Source organism: Actinomyces sp. oral taxon 170 str. F0386 (assembly GCF_000195595.1).
In the GTDB taxonomy this organism is placed as follows: Bacteria; Actinomycetota; Actinomycetes; order Actinomycetales; family Actinomycetaceae; genus Actinomyces.
Genome location: NZ_GL882516.1, coordinates 60566 through 77064, shown reverse-complemented (window position 1 = coordinate 77064; position 16499 = coordinate 60566). Strand labels below are relative to the sequence as shown.

The window sequence follows — 16499 nt, the reverse complement described above, 5'->3', positions numbered from 1 at the left end:
CCGAGCAATCGGGAATGCCCTGCTGTGGCAACGGATTCCCGGCGACACCGCCACTGACCTCCTTCCTGGGGTGAAGCATCCCACGGGCCTAGGATGGGTTCATGGCGGAGACGAGCGGTCGGGAAGATGCAGCCACCAGGGACGACTTCGTCCACCTCCACGTCCACACCGACTATTCCATGCTGGACGGTGCCGGGAAGGTCAAGGACTACGTGGCCGAGGCCAAGCGTCTGGGCCAGCCCGCCCTGGCGATCACGGATCACGGCTACATGTTCGGCGCCTACGAGTTCTACGCCGCCGCCAAGGCCGTCGGTATCAAGCCGATCATCGGCGTCGAGGCCTACATGACCCCCGGCACCTCGCGCTTCGACAAGACCCGCATCTTCTGGGGCGATGAGTCCCAGAGGGGCGATGACGTCTCCGCCCGTGGCTCCTACACGCACATGACGCTGCTCTCACGCAACAACGAGGGCCTGCACAACCTCATGCGCATGGACTCCTTCGCCTCTCTGGAGGGGCAGTGGGGCAAGGCGCCACGTATCGACCGTGAGCTGCTCTCCCGCTACGGGGGCGGCCTCATCGGTACCACCGGCTGCCCGTCGTCGGAGGTCCAGACCCGCCTGCGCCTGGGACAGTGGGACGAGGCCCTGCGCGCCGCCGGGGAGCTTCAGGACATCTTCGGCAAGGAGTTCTTCTACGTCGAGCTCATGGACCACGGCCTGGAGATCGAGCAACGCGTCACCAAGGACCTGCTGCGCCTGGCCCAGGAGATCGGAGCCCCGCTTCTGGCCACCAACGACTCCCACTACGTGCGTCCTGAGGACCGCACCATCCAGGACGCGATGCTGTGCATCAACTCCGGCTCCGTGCTCTCCGACCCCGACCGCTTCAGGTTCGACGGCGACACCTACTACCTGCGCCCAGGCGCCGAGATGCGCCGCCTCTTCTCCGAGATGCCCCACGCCTGCGACAACACCCTGCTCGTGGCCGAGCAGTGCGACGTGCACTTCCGCACCGTGGACGAGGGGGCCTCCTTCATGCCGGCCTTCCCCGTCCCCGAGGGTGAGACCGATGAGTCCTGGTTCATCAAGGAATGCTGGCGCGGCATGGACCGCCGCTTCAACGGTGACATCCCTGAGGACTGCCGCAAGCAGGCCGAGTACGAGATCAGCGTCATCACCCAGATGGGATTCCCCGGCTACTTCCTGGTCGTGGCCGACTACATCAACTGGGCCAAGGCTCACGGCATCCGTGTGGGGCCCGGACGCGGCTCGGGGGCCGGTTCCATGGTGGCCTACGCCATGGGTATCACCGAGCTCAATCCTCTGCGTCACGGGCTCATTTTCGAGCGTTTCCTCAATCCTGAGCGCATCTCCATGCCCGATATCGACGTCGACTTCGACGAGCGCCGGCGTGATGAGGTCATCGAGTACGTACGTGAGAAGTACGGCGCCGACCGCATCAGCCAGGTCGTCACCTACGGCGTCATCAAGGCCAAGCAGTCCCTGAAGGACTCCAGCCGCGTCATGGGCTACCCCTACGCCGTCGGTGACCGCCTCACCAAGGCCATGCCCCCTTCGGTCCAGGGCAAGGACATCTCCATCAAGGGCATCTTCAACCCCGACGACGAGCGCTATGGGGAGGCCGAGGAGTTCCGCAAGCTCCATGCCGAGGATCCCGACGCCCAGAAGATCGTCGACCTGGCCAAGGGGCTGGAGGGCATGACCCGCCAGTGGGGCGTCCACGCCTGCGCCGTCATCATGTCCTCGGCGACGCTGACCGACATCATCCCCATGATGCAGCGCCTCCAGGACGGCGCCGTCATCACCCAGTTCGACTACCCCACCTGCGAGCACCTGGGCCTGCTCAAGATGGACTTCCTGGGACTGCGCAACCTCACGGTCATCTCCGACGCCCTGGACAACATCGTCGCCAACGGCAAGCCCGCCCTGGACATCGACCACGTCGAGCTCGACGACCGCGGTACCTACGAGCTGCTCTCACGCGGCGAGACCCTGGGCGTCTTCCAGCTCGACGGCGGCGGGATGCGCACCCTGCTGCGCCTGATGAAGCCCGACAACTTCGAGGATATCTCCGCCGTCGGTGCCCTTTACCGGCCCGGTCCCATGGGGGCGGAGTCTCACACCAACTACGCGCTGCGCAAGAACGGCCTGCAGGAGGTCGTCCCGATCCATCCCGAGCTCAAGGAGGCCCTCGAGCCGATCCTGGGGACCACGCACGGCCTGATCGTGTACCAGGAGCAGGTCATGAAGATCGCCACCGACCTGGCGGGCTTCTCCATGGGCAAGGCCGACGCGCTGCGCAAGGCCATGGGTAAGAAGAAGATGGACATCCTGGCCAAGATGTTCGTCGAGTTCGAGGCCGGAATGGTCCAGGCCGGCTTCTCCAAGGAGAGCGTCAAGACGCTGTGGGACGTCGTGGTCCCCTTCGCGAAGTACGCCTTCAACAAGGCCCACTCGGCGGCCTACGGGGTCGTGTCCTACTGGACGGCCTACCTCAAGGCGCACTATCCCACCGAGTACATGGCGGCGCTGCTCACCAGTCAGAAGGACAACAAGGACAAGCTGGCGGTCTACCTGGGGGAGTGCCGCCACATGGGCATCACCGTGCTGCCCCCGGACGTCAACGCCTCACGAGCCCAGTTCTCCGCGGTCGACGAGGACGTGCGCTTCGGACTGTCCGCGGTGCGCAACGTCGGCATCAACGTCGTCGACGCGATCGTCGCCGCCCGTCGGGAGAAGGGTGAGTTCACCTCCTTCGAGGACTTCCTCGACAAGGTGCCCGCCGTCGTGTGCAACAAGCGCACCATCGACTCCCTCATCAAGGCAGGCGCCTTCGACTCCCTGGGGCACACCCGGCGTTCCCTGCAGGCCTGCCACGAGGACTTCGTCGACGAGGTCATCGGCGTCAAGCGCAACGAGGCCGCCGGCCAGTTCGATCTGTTCGCCTCCCTCACGGGCGGTTCCGACGGCGAGGACAGCTCGCCCTTCGGCAACGGGCCGGTCTTCTCCTCCGACGTCCCCAACCTCCCCGAGTGGGACAAGAAGGACAAGCTCGCCTATGAGCGCGATATGCTGGGACTCTACGTGTCCGATCATCCCCTCATGGGCCTGGAGGGGCTGCTCGGCAAGCTCGCCGACAAGGAGATCTCCGAGCTCCACGAGAACGACGAGCTGCCCGATGGCGCCATGGTGTCCATCGCCGGCCTCATCACCTCCCTGACCCGCAAGACCACCAAGCAGGGCAACCTGTGGGCCATCGCCCAGATCGAGGACCTGGCCGGAAGCATCGAGGTGCTCTTCTTCCCCCAGACCTATCAGACCGTCTCCACCATGCTGGCCCCGGACACGGTGGTCACGGTGCGGGGACGTCTCAACCGACGTGACGGCCAGGTCGCTCTCTATGCCCAGGAGATGACGATTCCGGACATCTCCAGCGCCGCGCACGAGGCCGTCCTTATCACGCTGCCCACCAACCGGTGCACCGGGCCGCTGGTGGAGCAGTTCAAGGACGTGCTCACCAAGCACCCGGGAGGATCGACGGTGCGTCTGACGCTCACCAGCCCGGGGCGCGAGGTACGCACCCAGTTGGACGCCTCACTGCGGGTGGAGGCCTCGCCGGCCTTCTACTCCGATATCAAGGCGCTGCTGGGACCGGGCTGCCTGCGCCACTGACTGCGCGTCACCGCGCGCCGGCACTGGCCATATGACAACGGCATGCCGGTGGCATCCCCTGATGCAGCCGAACTCACACAAACCGCTTTCAGGGTGTAACGACGTCGTGCTCGTGATCGGGTTGTCTCCCGACGAAGGCGGGTCATATGGCAGGTCGGAATGAGTTCAAGCCTGCTCCCAGGGAGGTCGAGGTGGATCTTCCGTTGCTATTTCCCCGGTCGTGGGACGGTGTTCCAAGCCTTCTCTCAGGTGGCACTCTCTCTGCGCCTTGATACGCTCGTAATGTCCGCAAGCAGTCAGTGGCTGTATTGTATTGTCTACGAGGTTATTTAATGAGCGACGAGGATCTGAACCCTCCAACGATGACGCAGGAAGAGGGGCGGGAAAGCATCCCGCAGACAGAGCAGACGGGGAAGACTCCTCAGAGGGTAGCCGCCACGCCGGCCTTCCAGACCTCCCCGGCGACGGTGAAACGGCGGCAGCGTCACCTGCTCGAGCGCCTGAGAATGTCGGTCTCCCGCCAGCCTCATGACATCGGTGAGGGAATGGACAAGGTGGTCTTCGGCGTCGCCGCGACCGCGACCATCGCGTTCGTGGTGTGGGGCTTCATCGATCCGCACGGGCTGGGGCGAGTCTCCAAGTGGGCCCTGGGGGGAACGATCAGCAACTTCGGTTGGCTGTTCGTCCTGGCCTCGACCCTGTTCGTCGTCTTCATCGTCTTCGTCGCGGCCTCCCGGTTCGGCAAGATTCCGCTGGGCGGGGACGCCGAGGAGCCCGAGTACTCCACCGGCTCCTGGGTCTCCATGATGTTCGCCACCGGAATGGGCATCGGTCTGATTTTTTACGGAGTTGGTGAACCGCTCTACTTCTACATGTCGCCCCCGCCGGACACCGTCGATCCTCAGACCGCCAAGGCCGCCAGTACGGCGATGGGCACCGCCCTGTTCCACTGGACCATCTATCCATGGGCGATGTATGCCCTGGTGGGGCTCGGAATGGCCTACGGCACCTACCGCCTGGGACGCTCCCAGCTCTTCTCCGCGATGTTCACCTCCCTGTTCGGGCGTCAGGCCATCGATGGGGTCGGTGGACGCATCATCAACATTCTGGCGATCGTCGCCACCCTGTTCGGGTCCGCCTGCTCCCTGGGGCTGGGGGCCCTGCAAATCGGTGGAGGCATGGTGTCGACCAATCTCGTCGACAAGGTGAGCTCGGGGACTCTCGTCGCCATCATCGCCGTCCTGACCGCCTGCTTCGTCGCCTCGGCCATCTCCGGTATCGAGAAGGGCATCCAGTGGCTGTCGAACATCAACATGGTGCTGGCGGTGCTTCTGGCGATCATCGTCTTCGTCGGCGGACCCACTCTGTTCATCCTCAACATCATCCCCTCGGCGATCGGTGACTTCATCAACGAGCTGCCCGCCATGGCCTCACGCACCGCGGCCGTCGGGAACAAGGACATGTCCGAGTGGCTGTCCTCCTGGACGATCTTCTACTGGGCCTGGTGGATCTCCTGGACGCCTTTCGTGGGCATGTTCATCGCCCGCATCTCGCGCGGCCGCACCATCCGGCAGTTCGTCACTGGGGTCATGTTCGTCCCCTCGGTCGTCTCCCTCATCTGGTTCGCCATCTTCGGCGGCGGTGCCATCGGTCTCCAGGAGCGGGCCGAGCGCGCCGGGAGAACGGTGGACGCCCTCGTCCATCTCAAGGCCGACGGCACGCCCGACGTGAACTTCGACACTATCCTGTTCGACCTGATCAACGCCATGCCGGTGCACAGGGCGGTCCTCATCGTGCTCATGGTGCTGGCAGTCGTCCTGGTGGCGATCTTCTTCGTCACCGGTGCCGACTCCGCCTCCATCGTCATGGGAGGGCTCTCGGAGAAGGGTGCGATCGAGCCGAGCCGGTTCACAGTCGTCTTCTGGGGCGTGGCCACCGGCGGTGTGGCCTCAGCCATGCTGCTCGCCGGAGGAGATGACCCTGCGGAGGTGCTCACAGGCCTGAGGGACATCACGATCGTCTCGGCGCTGCCCTTCGTCTTCGTCATGCTTCTGCTGTGCGTCTCGCTCTACAAGGACCTCAACAACGACCCCATGCTGCTGCGGCACTCACTGGCCAACCAGGTCCTGGTCGACTCGGTGACCAGTGCGGTCACTACGGCCAGTGAGCCGCACGAGGTTGAGACCATCGAGCTGCACACCACGCTGTCATCGACCACCAACAGCGAGGGCGGTATGAACGGCGAGGACGGCGGGCAGGAGTCGGAGGGCGACACCGCCGACGAGCCTGACCGGGATCGGAGCAGGTAGGCCCTTGCCGATTGTCGTCAGTGGCTGGGGTCCGGATTCACCCCTCGGACCCCAGCTGCTCGACGACGGCGCCGAGCCGGCCGGCGGGGTGGGCGACGACGATGACGTCGCCGTCGGAGAGATGATGTCCGCGACGCGTCTCCACGGTCCCGTTCACCGTGACGTCGCTGGACTGGATGGCGATACGCGCCTCGGCGCCGTCCTCCACCAGACCGGCCAGCTTGAGGAACTGGCCGAGCCTGATGCTTCCAGACACTGAGACGAGTGGATATCGGGATGTGTGCCGTGATGTTGCGTGCGTCATAGCTCGATCCTTGCAGAAAGGAAGCAGGTTGCGCACGTTGGGCCAGGTAGCACCACGAAAAGGTCTGCAACGGTGCTGTGGGTGAGAGAAGCGTCTCTCAGAAGTATGCGGATATAACGGATGCCAAACGACATTTATCACGGTAGGGTAACGGCGTTCTGATAACACTACGGAGACGGAGACACCATGAAGCGTCGAATCGTCGCCCAGATGGCGATACTCGCTCTATCGCTGTCGGCGCCTGTTCTGGCCGTGACTCATGCGCCAGAAGCGGCCGCTGCGGACGGCAACATCATTCATGTCTCGGCTGAAGGAGGCTCGGACGCGGGAGACGGATCCGCTGCCAAGCCCTTCCAGACCGTCGGAGCCGCCCTCAAGGTGGCCGGTAACGGAGACACCGTCGAGCTGGCCAACGGTACTTACCGTGAGGGCGAGCTCGCTGTGGACAAGGGTGTGACCATCAAGGCGGCCGAGGGTGCCAAGCCGGTCCTCACCGGTGCGGAGGTTCCCACCAACTGGAGCGCCGGTGGTGACGGAAAGTGGTCCACGGGCAACGACATGGTCCGCTTCTGCACGGTCTGTACCATCAACGCCGACCCCGCCAAGGAGGGGATCGCGGCACACCCCGAGCAGGTGTTCGTCGACGGCAAGCCTCTGACCCAGGTGCTCAGCCGCGCCGAGGTCACCGAGTCCACCTTCTACGTGGAGGACCCCGACCCGGTCGCCCTGAAGAACCCGAACAACAACCAGGCCGGCTACAACGTCAAGCCGCACCGGGGCACCTCCTACGTCGTCGGTGTCGACCCCAGCCAGCACCAGGTCGAGGTGGTCCAGCACTCCCGCGCCCTGTCCTTCAACGCTGACAACATCGCCCTGTCCGGACTGACGGTGGAGAAGTACTCCGCGGTCCAGCGCTGGGACTACCAGGACCCTGAGATCGGTACGATCTCCGGCGGTGGAATGATCGTGGCCGCTCACGGTGCCCCTCGCATCGAGAACTCCACCTTCCGCTACTCCTCGACGGCCGGCGCGCTGCAGGTCATTGACTCGACCAACGCGGTCGTCTCGAACAACCTGTTTGAGAACAACGGCTCCAACGCCTTCGGCATCAACGACTCCAGCGGCGCCAAGGTAGAGAACAACCTGTGGAGGAACAACAACACCTCCGGCTTCATCACGAAGGACTGCGGTGCCTACTGCACCCTGGCCGACACCAAGATCACCCACTCCAAGAACATCCGCTTCGCCAACAACACCGTGGACTACTCGGCCACCGGCGTGGACATCTCCGATCCCACGGCCTATGACCAGAACCGTGGCGCGGGCGTCTGGTTCGACGAGGGTGTGATGGACTCCGAGGTCGTCGGCAACTACTTCGTCAACGTCCCGGTGGCGATCTTCAACGAGGTCTCCTCCAACAACCTCATCGCCTCCAACATCGTGGCGGGAGCCGGCGTCGGTATCCACATCTCCGGGTCCAACGACACCCGCGTGTGGAACAACACCGTCTCTCACGCGCTGACCAGCCTGTGGATCCAGGAGGACACCCGGTCTGACGGCTGCAACGCCCGCAATGACCAGGGCGTGTGCACCCAGGTGCAGAAGTGGAGCGCTGAGCACGGACTGAGCTGGGACACCACCAACACCACAGTCATGAACAACATCTTCTCCTCCGAGCAGACCACTCCCATGCCCGGGGACCCGTGGCGCTACTCGGCCATGGTCCAGGTCCTCGGTGGGGCCAACCAGGACGGCTCCGGTGCGGTCTACGCCAACGAGATGGTCTCCACTATCGACTACGACGCCTACTACCGCCACGAGAACCCCGCGACCCTGTCGACGACGGTCCTGTGGAACTGGGGCGCCGACCGCACGAGCCAGTCGGTCAATGCTGAGAAGCTTGCCGACTTCACGGCCGATTCCAACGTGAAGGCCGCCGGCAAGGAGTCCAACGGCCTGGATCTGCACGGCTCGCCGGAGAACAACCCGTTCTTCGTTAAGGAGTCCGCCAACCCGATGGACAAGACCTCCGACTTCCACCTCAAGGAGGGCAGCCCCGCCTCCGGCACCGGCCACGCCCTGCCTGAGGACGTCGCCAAGACCCTCGGTGTGAACGCCAACGTCGCCGTGGACCGCGGTGCACTGGTCAACGTCGCCTGGGGCGGCGGCGCCACCCCGGGTGCCGGTGACAACGCCGGAAACGGTGGCGACAACGGCGGTAACGCTGGAAACGGCGGCAACAACAACGGCGGCGACGCCAACAACGGTGGTGGTGCCGGTGACAACGGTGGCAACGGAGGCAGTCAGCCCTCGGCCACCGCTGCGCCCCAGGACGGCAACGGCTCCACCGCCGGCGGCGGTGCCACCGGCACTGCCGGTCAGGGCTCCGAGAGCACCAACCCCTCCAGCTCCAAGGCGGGTGCCGGCCAGAAGAACTCCAGCGTCGTCAAGCCCGGTGCCAACGCTGAGGCCGGTCAGGGCAAGGGCGCTGCTGCCGCAGCGGCTGCCGGCGGTGGCCAGCTTCCGCTGACCGGCGCCAGCATGACCGCCATCGTGCTGGCGGTGGCCGCCATCGCCATAGGAGGCGGCTTCATCCTGGTGCGTCGTCGTATGGCCAGCTGATCCGAGCCGGCCTCGGGGCGAGGCTCGGCGGTATGATCTTGTGAGGAGCCCCGGACATCCGGGATCATCGCACTGTGTCTCAGCCGCTCGTCATCGCCATCGGTGACCGATTCCCTGTGGGGGAGAGGATGTACCGGCTCTCCCCGAGGCTGGCCCAGTCCACTATTGCAGCACGTTCCGTCCTGCTCGATATCGCTCAGCACCGTGAGGTCATCACCTACGGAGAGCTCAGCGAATCGATCGGACGGAGCGTGCTGCCGCGTCATATGGGGCCCCTGCTCAGCATGATCAGCCACGACTGCGCAGCCCGGGGCGAGCCCAGCCTGGCGTCACTGGTGGTGTCGGCTGCCACCGGTGAGGTCGGAACCCGAGATGAGGGCTGGGCGCCTCCCGAGCGGGCCGCCTGCTGGGAGAGATGGAGCGTGAGTCGGCCGGCCGACTGAGCAGGAGATTCTCGCTATCTGGGACGCCGGTGGGGTCGGAGTACGGTCATGGTTTGATACGCTCAACCATCCAGAGCGGCCGAGAGACCTGGTTCGATGACGCCGCAGCAACCCGGTGCGCGGGTGCTTCAGCCAGGATCGATGGAGACGACGTGCTAGACAACGAGCCCACTGAGCTCACCGCCGGAGTCGGGGGCGGTGGCGATCACTCCGGCAGTGGTGAGCATGGAGCGAGGCGGTCCCTGCCGACCGTCAGCCTGGAGCTCTTCCCCCCGCGCCCGGGCAGGGCCGCCTCGGCCACCTGGGGGCGAATCGACAGGCTCCTGGCCACCGGCCCCGACTTCGTGTCAGTGACCTACCGTCCCACCTTCGTGTCCGAGCCCGTCCCACGAGCCGGTGCGAAAGAGCATGGAGCGGATCCTTCGGAGCGTGTGGGGGGCCGGGATGATGGCGCGTCTCGTGTGCGCGCCGTCCAGGAGGAGACCAACCCGTCCGAGGGCGTGCTCTCCCACGTGCTCGAGTCCAGCACCATCCCCCTCATGGCACACCTGACCTGCATCGGCTACCGCAAGCAGGAGGCCGTCGACATCGTCACCCGCTTCCTGCGCATGGGGGTGCGGCGCTTCCTGGCGCTGCGCGGTGATCCTCCTGCTGGCACCCGGGCCGACGACGTCGCCGGGGAGCTGCACCACGCCGATGACCTCGTTCGGGTCATCCGGGAGGTCGAGGCCGACTTCTTCGGCGACGGCAGGCGCCACGTCACGATCGCCGTGGCCGCCTACCCAGCCACCAGCGACCACATCGAGGCCATTGAGGTCCTGGCCGCCAAGCAGGCCGCCGGGGCCGACCTGGCCATCACCCAGGTCTTCTACGACCCGGCTGACTACGTGGCCCTGACCAACGCCGCCTCCTACGCGGGCGTGAGCATCCCGATTCTTCCCGGTGTCATTCCTCTGACCGACCTGCGCAGGCTCACCCGCCTCGAGGCACTCACCGGTGTCAAGGTGCCTGACGCTCTGCGATCCTCGCTCGGGTCGGCCAGCGGCGCCACCCTCGTGGAGCGCGGCATCGGCGCGACACTCGACCTGGCTACGGCGCTCCTGCGCGCCGGAGCGCCCGGGCTGCACCTGTACACCTTCAACCGGACCCGCCCGGCCCTCGATGTCATCAGCCACCTGCGTCTGGGTGGCATCCTGGCCGGGGCCGCCCCTGACCGGGAGGTGCGTGACGCCGTCGATCGAGGCTACCTCCAGGCCACCCCCGGTCGTGGCCCCTCCTTCCTACGCTGCGGCGCTCCGGGCTCAGCAGCCTCGTCCTGTCGCCCCGTCCAGCCCCACACCACCATCACCAAGGAGAACGTATGAGCGCCACCCCTGAGCCGGCCACCATCGCCTCACCGGCGGAGATCGCCGTGACCGAGTCGCAGGTCCCCTCGGCCCCCCTGCCGGGGGCCACCGTCCTGGGCTATCCCCGCATCGGTAGGGACCGCGAGCTCAAACGCGCGGTGGAGTCCTTCTGGAAGGGGAACCTGAGCGTCGACGAGCTGCGACACGCCGCTTCCGAGCTGCGCGGGGCGACCCGCTCGCGCCTGGCGGACCTGGGGCTCATCCAGCCCGCGTCGGTGCCCGCGGACTTCACCCTCTACGACCAGGTCCTCCAGGTCACCGCCACCCTGGGGGCCGTGCCTGCTCGTTTCCGCGACCTGCTGGACGCCGGCGGTGCCCTGGACATCGAGGGCTACTTCACGCTGGCCCGAGGTGAGGGCGCCCGTCCCGCCCTGGAGATGACCAAGTGGCTCGACTCCAACTACCACTACCTGGTTCCCGAGATCGACGCCTCCACCCCCATTGACTACGTCGACACCGCCATCGCGGACCAGGTCCGCGAGGCCAAGGAGACCGGAGCGGAGGTCCGCCCCGTCGTCGTGGGGCCGGTCAGCTACCTGCTGATGGCCAAGCCCTCTGACGAGGCGGCTGAGGACTTCCACCCCCTGGATCGGCTCGGCGACGTCCTTCACGCCTACGGTCACCTGCTCATGGACCTGCACCAGGCCGGTGCCACCTGGGTCCAGCTCGACGAGCCCGCCCTGGTCTCCGACTCCTGGAACGTCGATCGCCGGCGTGTTCTCGATGCCGTGCGCGATGCCTACACCTGGCTGGGCGCCATCGTGGAGCGTCCTCAAATCCTTGTGGCAGGCACCTACGGGTCCCTGGGTGACGCTCTGCCCGTGCTCGGACAGGCCCCGGTGGAGGCTGTGGGCCTCGACCTCGTGGCCGGCTCCTTGCCCGAGGCCGGCGACCTGGCCTCCCTGGAGGACAAGGCCGTCGTCGCCGGCGTCGTCTCAGGACGCAACATCTGGCGCACCGACCTGGATGCGGCGCTGGGCACGCTCGAGCAGCTGCGTGAGCGCCTGCCCGAGGGCACCCCCATCACCGTGGCCACGTCCACCTCCCTGCAGCACGTGCCGCACGACGTCGAGCGCGAGACCGCCATCGACCCGCAGATCCGCTCCTGGCTCGCCTTCGCCGACCAGAAGGTCGGTGAGGTCATCACCCTGGCCAAGGGGCTGGCCCAGGGCCGTGAGGCCGTTGCCGCCGAGCTCGCCCAGGACACCGACCTGCGCAACCAGCGCGCCGCCCACCCGGGTGTGCACCGCGACGAGGTGCGCGCCGCCGTCGACGCCGTCACCGAGGGCGACCGCACCCGCGCCCCCTACGCCGAGCGCAAGGCGGCCCAGGACGAGCGCCTCGGGCTGCCCGAGCTCCCCACCACCACCATCGGCTCCTTCCCGCAGACCGCCGAGATCCGCAAGGCCCGGGCCGCCTGGCGCAAGGGCGAGATCGATGACGCCGCCTACGACACCGCCATGCGCGCCGAGATCGCCAGCGTCGTCGCCCTCCAGGAGCGCCTCGGCCTGGACGTCCTGGTGCACGGCGAGGCCGAGCGCAACGACATGGTCCAGTACTTCGCAGAGCTGCTCGACGGCTTCGTGACCACTGAGCACGGCTGGGTCCAGTCGTACGGCTCACGCTGCACCCGCCCCTCGATCCTGTGGGGCGACGTCGTCCGTCCCGAGCCCATGACGGTGGCGTGGTCGGCCTACGCCCAGTCCCTGACCGACAAGCCCCTCAAGGGCATGCTCACCGGTCCGGTGACGATCATGGCCTGGTCCTTCGTGCGCGACGACATCCCGCGTGCTCAGGTCGCCGATCAGCTGGGCCTGGCTCTGCGCGAGGAGGTCGCCGACCTCGAGGCGGCGGGCATTGGCGTCATCCAGGTCGATGAGCCGGCCATCCGCGAGACTCTGCCGCTGCGTCGCGCCGACCGTCCCGCCTACCTGGAGTGGTCCGTGGGCTCCTTCCGTCTGGCCACTGGAGGGGCGGCCCCTGCCACCCAGGTCCACACCCACCTGTGCTACTCCGAGTTCGACGTCGTCATCGACGCGGTCGACCACCTCGATGCCGACGTCACCTCCATCGAGGCCTCCCGCTCGCGCATGGACATCCTGCCTGCTGTGGCCGAGCACGGCTTCGAGCGTCAGCTCGGACCAGGAGTGTGGGACATCCACTCCCCGCGCGTTCCCAGCCAGGCCGAGTGCACCGACCTGCTCCAGCGAGCCGTTGACGCCCTGGGGGCGGAGAAGGTCTGGGTCAACCCCGACTGCGGTCTCAAGACCCGCGCCTACGCCGAGACCGAGGCGAGCCTGACCAGCCTCGTCGGTGCCGCCCGCGCCGTGCGCAAGTCCCTGTGAGCCTCTGAAGCGACCAGAGGCGCAGGGGCGGCCTGGGAGAGGGCAGCTCTCCCAGGCCGCCCCTGCGCGTCGCTGGCCGGCACAACGTTCAAGCGCGCACTCACTCGGGCGCCCAGGCAGCCTCGCGCGCGGCCGGTAGGCTTGAGGGCATGCTCACCCGCACTGATCTGCGCAGCACCCGTCTCTCCGCCCGCCGCCTGGCGCAGGCCCTTCCCCGGGCCGCCCTCGATGTGACCACCGCCCAGGCCGCGGTGGCCCCCCTGATCGAGGACGTCCGCTCCCGAGGCGCGGCCGCTCTGCGCGACGCCGCCCAGCGCTTCGACGGCGTCCGCCCCACCCACCTTCGAGTTCCCGCTCAGGCCATCGCCCAGGCGCTCAGCGACCTGGACCCGGCGGTGCGCGAGGCCCTGGAGCTGTCCATCTCCCACAACCGTGCCGGTCACGCCGCCCAGGTACCCTCCGAGCGCTCCACCGATGTGATTCCCGGCGGAACCGTCACCCAGCGCTGGATCCCGGTGGAACGTGTAGGGCTCTACGTTCCCGGCGGGCTGGCGGTCTACCCCTCCAGCGTGGTTATGAACGCGGTGGCCGCCCAGGTCGCCGGCGTCGAGCAGATCGCCCTGGCCAGCCCGCCCCAGGCCCGGTTCGGTGGACTGCCCCACCCCACGATCCTGGCGGCCTGCGCGCTACTGGGACTGACTGAGGTCTATGCCGTCGGTGGTGCCCAGGCGATCGCGATGCTCGCTTACGGCGCCGACGTCCAGGACGACACCGACTGTGCTGACGCTGGGGGAGAGGTCCTGTGCCAGCCGGTTGATGTCATCACCGGTCCTGGCAACGTCTACGTGGCCGCCGCCAAGCGCGCCGTCATGGGAACGGTCGGCATCGACGCAGAGGCCGGCCCCACCGAGATCGCCGTCCTGGCCGACGCCGGCGCCGACCCCGAGTACGTCGCCGCCGATCTGCTCTCCCAGGCGGAGCATGATCCCAACGCCGGCAGCGTCCTCATCACCGACTCCCCGGAGCTGGCCGACGCCGTCGACGCCGCGCTCGAGCGCAGGCTCAGCGCCACCCGGCACAAAGACCGGGCCTCCATCGCCCTGAGCGGACCGCAGTCGGGGACTGTCCTGGTGCGCGACCTCGAGCAGGCCATCGAGGTCGCCGACGCCTACGCCGCCGAGCACCTGGAGATCCACACCACTGATGCTCCCGAGGTCGCTCGTCGGATCCGCAACGCCGGAGCCATATTCGTCGGTCCCTACAGCCCGGTGCCCCTGGGGGACTACCTGGCAGGCTCCAACCACGTCCTGCCCACCGGCGGTACCGCCCGATTCGCCGCCGGTCTGAGCGTCATGGCCTTCCTCAAGCCGGTCCAGCTCATCGAGTACGGCGCCGGTGCCCTGGAGGCCATGGCACCAGCGCTGGAGATCCTGGCCGCCTGTGAGGACCTGCCCGCCCACGGCGAGGCCGCCCGCGCCCGGAAGAGGGAAAAAAGGCGGCCGAACCGGCTGGCTGAGACAGATTGTGATCGTCTGTGACCTTCTCCCCGGTTCGTCAAGGAAGGAGGGCCAACGTCAAGGTCCTCCCTCTTTGACGTTTCAATCGTTGAAATCGCAGCCCTTGAGATTCTTCTGAGTCTTTCTCTAAGAACCGGTTGACCGGATAGTTGATTGACACAGTGTTGCGTAGCGTTACTCTATTGTTATATTTGGTTGTGACGCACGGTGTGCCGTGCCCGACGGGCTGAGTTCCCACATCCCGTCACCCCCGGGCACGCCGCACCGAGGCGTTGGTACCGGCTGGCTCTGCTTGCTGCATCCGGTGACGCCAGTCGGTACCGGCCCTACCCCTTGGATCCAGATGGATGGCCTCATGCACTACTCCCCATTCGCCGCCGGGACCGGATTGTTCGTCGTGTGGTACGTCGCTCCGGCAGGCTCCCCTCCCGCCCTCATCGCCCGCTTCCTCATCGACTGCGCCGGACTGGTGTTCGTCATCATCCTGGCCTTCTTCCTGTTGACCAACATCTACGGCGCCGCCCGTGGCCTGGTTCTGCGCTCGCGGCGCACCGGGGAGCGCCGCGCCCAGCGGCGCGGCGGCATGATGAGCCTGCGGGCGTGATGATGACGCCGTTCCCGTTCATGCGCATGGATCTGGGTCCCTCAAGTCCCCTGGGAATCCTCGACCGTATCGGTTGGTGGGGAGCCCTGGGAATGATCGCCGTCGCTCTGGTCTACACGCTCTTCATGCTGCTCGCCTCCCGAGGAGCTCCGCGGCATGGTGGGCCCTCGCACCCGGACGCTCCGCTCCTCGTCGTCATCCTCATGCCCTGTCTCAACGAGGCGGAGGTGATCGGGGCGAGCGTCAGGCGGCTCACCTCGATCCCGGACCCGGGTTTGCGCATCATGGTCATCGACGACGGCTCCGATGACGACACCGCCCGGATGGCCGCCCAGGCCGGTGACGAGCGCGTCGAGGTGGTCCGTCGCCGTCCTCCTCGTGCCCGTCTGGGAAAGGGGGAGGCGCTCAACGACGCGCTGTCGATCGTGCGCTCCCGCTGCACCTCGGTGTCCTCCTCCAGAGTCGTCGTCGGCGTCATGGACGCCGACGGCCGACTCGACCCCCACGCCATCGGCGAGGTCCGTAAGGCCTTCGCCCCCCAGGAGGTCGGTGCCGTACAGATGGGGGTGCGGATCAACAACCGGTTCGGCTCCCTGCTCGCCCGCATGCAGGACATGGAGTTCGTCATCTTCACCGAGGTCTTCCAGCGGGGACGTCGCCGAGTGCGCAGCGTCGGCATGGGCGGCAACGCCCAGTTCGTCCGCCTCAGCGCACTCGACGCCCTAGGTCCCAGGCCCTGGACGAGGTCCCTGACCGAGGACTTCGACCTGGGGATCCGACTCAACGCCACCAGCTGGGCCAATGAGTTCTGGCCCTCGGCATCAGTCCACCAGCAGGGTGTGACAAACATGCGTCGTCTGATGCGTCAACGCACCCGCTGGTTCCAGGGAAACCTGCAGGCGCTCCACCTCCTGCGGTCGGTCGCCCGGGAGCAGCAGGGGCTGGGACGCGCCGACACGCTCTGGCAGATCCTCACGCCCTACCTGCTCCTGACCGGCTCGTTGCTCACCCTGTCCTTCCTCATCACCATGGTGACTGCCGGCGTGGCCGCGGTCCTGAGGTGGGAGCAGTCATGGATGTGGCTGGTGGGCGCCTACGTCATCGCCTTCGGTCCGGCGCTCATCTACGCCTGGATCTACTGGCGCATCGAGCGCCGCGAGGGACTGAGCCTGATCAAGGCCGTGGCCTACTCCCACCTGTTCGTCCTCTACGGGCTCCTTCCCAGCCTCTATGGCTGGCGGGCCGTGGCCCGGG

The 16499-nt window shown here is 66.9% G+C and carries 10 protein-coding genes and 1 riboswitch; of the genes, 9 read left to right on the top strand and 1 reads right to left on the bottom strand.

The genetic code is table 11. The features are described from left to right. Positions 1–101 precede the first annotated feature (101 nt). Together dnaE and HMPREF9056_RS02425 are read left to right on the top strand one after the other, a co-directional pair. Positions 102–3695, top strand: coding sequence for a DNA polymerase III subunit alpha (dnaE, locus tag HMPREF9056_RS02430; RefSeq protein ID WP_009402421.1), 3594 nt, complete (start codon positions 102–104; stop codon positions 3693–3695). A gap of 362 nt (positions 3696–4057) precedes the next feature. Next, on the top strand, positions 4058–6004 hold the full coding sequence (locus HMPREF9056_RS02425; RefSeq protein WP_253269903.1) for a BCCT family transporter: 1947 nt from the start codon (positions 4058–4060) through the stop codon (positions 6002–6004). 37 nt (positions 6005–6041) lie between these two features. Here HMPREF9056_RS02425 and HMPREF9056_RS02420 read toward each other — a convergent pair whose 3' ends face one another. Further along, positions 6042–6308: an RNA-binding S4 domain-containing protein gene (locus tag HMPREF9056_RS02420; protein WP_034513472.1), complete on the bottom strand. Its 267-nt coding sequence runs from the start codon at positions 6306–6308 to the stop codon at positions 6042–6044. Between the two features lie 186 nt (positions 6309–6494). On the opposite strand from HMPREF9056_RS02420, the gene HMPREF9056_RS02415 reads away from it, so the two are divergent. The 7 genes from HMPREF9056_RS02415 to HMPREF9056_RS02385 all read left to right on the top strand — a co-directional run. Then, entirely contained in the window at positions 6495–8930 is a 2436-nt protein-coding gene (locus HMPREF9056_RS02415; RefSeq protein WP_009402417.1) for a right-handed parallel beta-helix repeat-containing protein, read from the top strand. Positions 8931–9004: 74 nt separating this feature from the next. Continuing rightward, positions 9005–9373 carry a hypothetical protein gene (locus HMPREF9056_RS02410; RefSeq protein ID WP_009402415.1) on the top strand — a complete coding sequence of 123 codons (369 nt, stop codon included), beginning with the start codon at positions 9005–9007 and terminating at the stop codon, positions 9371–9373. Positions 9374–9436: 63 nt separating this feature from the next. Further along, a riboswitch (SAM riboswitch) is annotated at positions 9437–9521 on the top strand. A 4-nt stretch (positions 9522–9525) separates the two neighbouring features. Further along, positions 9526–10737 carry a methylenetetrahydrofolate reductase gene (locus tag HMPREF9056_RS02405; RefSeq protein ID WP_034513470.1) on the top strand — a complete coding sequence of 404 codons (1212 nt, stop codon included), beginning with the start codon at positions 9526–9528 and terminating at the stop codon, positions 10735–10737. Further along, a complete protein-coding gene (gene metE / locus HMPREF9056_RS02400) occupies positions 10734–13124 on the top strand; it encodes a 5-methyltetrahydropteroyltriglutamate--homocysteine S-methyltransferase (RefSeq protein WP_009402412.1) in 2391 nt (796 codons plus the stop codon). The genes HMPREF9056_RS02405 and metE overlap by 4 nt, the downstream gene beginning before the upstream one ends. Before the next feature lie 149 nt (positions 13125–13273). Then, on the top strand, positions 13274–14662 hold the full coding sequence (gene hisD / locus HMPREF9056_RS02395; RefSeq protein WP_009402409.1) for a histidinol dehydrogenase: 1389 nt from the start codon (positions 13274–13276) through the stop codon (positions 14660–14662). 334 nt (positions 14663–14996) lie between these two features. Next, positions 14997–15245, top strand: a complete 249-nt coding sequence (locus tag HMPREF9056_RS02390; protein WP_253269902.1) for a hypothetical protein — start codon at positions 14997–14999, stop codon at positions 15243–15245. Beyond that, positions 15245–16499, top strand: a 1255-nt coding sequence (locus HMPREF9056_RS02385; protein WP_009402403.1) for a glycosyltransferase family 2 protein, incomplete at its 3' end; no start/stop codon positions are given. The genes HMPREF9056_RS02390 and HMPREF9056_RS02385, both read left to right, overlap by 1 nt.

What these genes read in the sequence shown, in the direction of transcription:
- HMPREF9056_RS02420 (WP_034513472.1), bottom strand. Translation starts at nt 6,308, where the DNA reads ATGACGCACGCAACATCACGGCACACATCCCGATATCCACTCGTCTCA.
- HMPREF9056_RS02415 (WP_009402417.1), top strand. Translation starts at nt 6,495, where the DNA reads ATGAAGCGTCGAATCGTCGCCCAGATGGCGATACTCGCTCTATCGCTG.
- metE (WP_009402412.1), top strand. Translation starts at nt 10,734, where the DNA reads ATGAGCGCCACCCCTGAGCCGGCCACCATCGCCTCACCGGCGGAGATC.
- HMPREF9056_RS02425 (WP_253269903.1), top strand. Translation starts at nt 4,058, where the DNA reads ATGACGCAGGAAGAGGGGCGGGAAAGCATCCCGCAGACAGAGCAGACG.
- HMPREF9056_RS02390 (WP_253269902.1), top strand. Translation starts at nt 14,997, where the DNA reads ATGCACTACTCCCCATTCGCCGCCGGGACCGGATTGTTCGTCGTGTGG.
- dnaE (WP_009402421.1), top strand. Translation starts at nt 102, where the DNA reads ATGGCGGAGACGAGCGGTCGGGAAGATGCAGCCACCAGGGACGACTTC.
- hisD (WP_009402409.1), top strand. Translation starts at nt 13,274, where the DNA reads ATGCTCACCCGCACTGATCTGCGCAGCACCCGTCTCTCCGCCCGCCGC.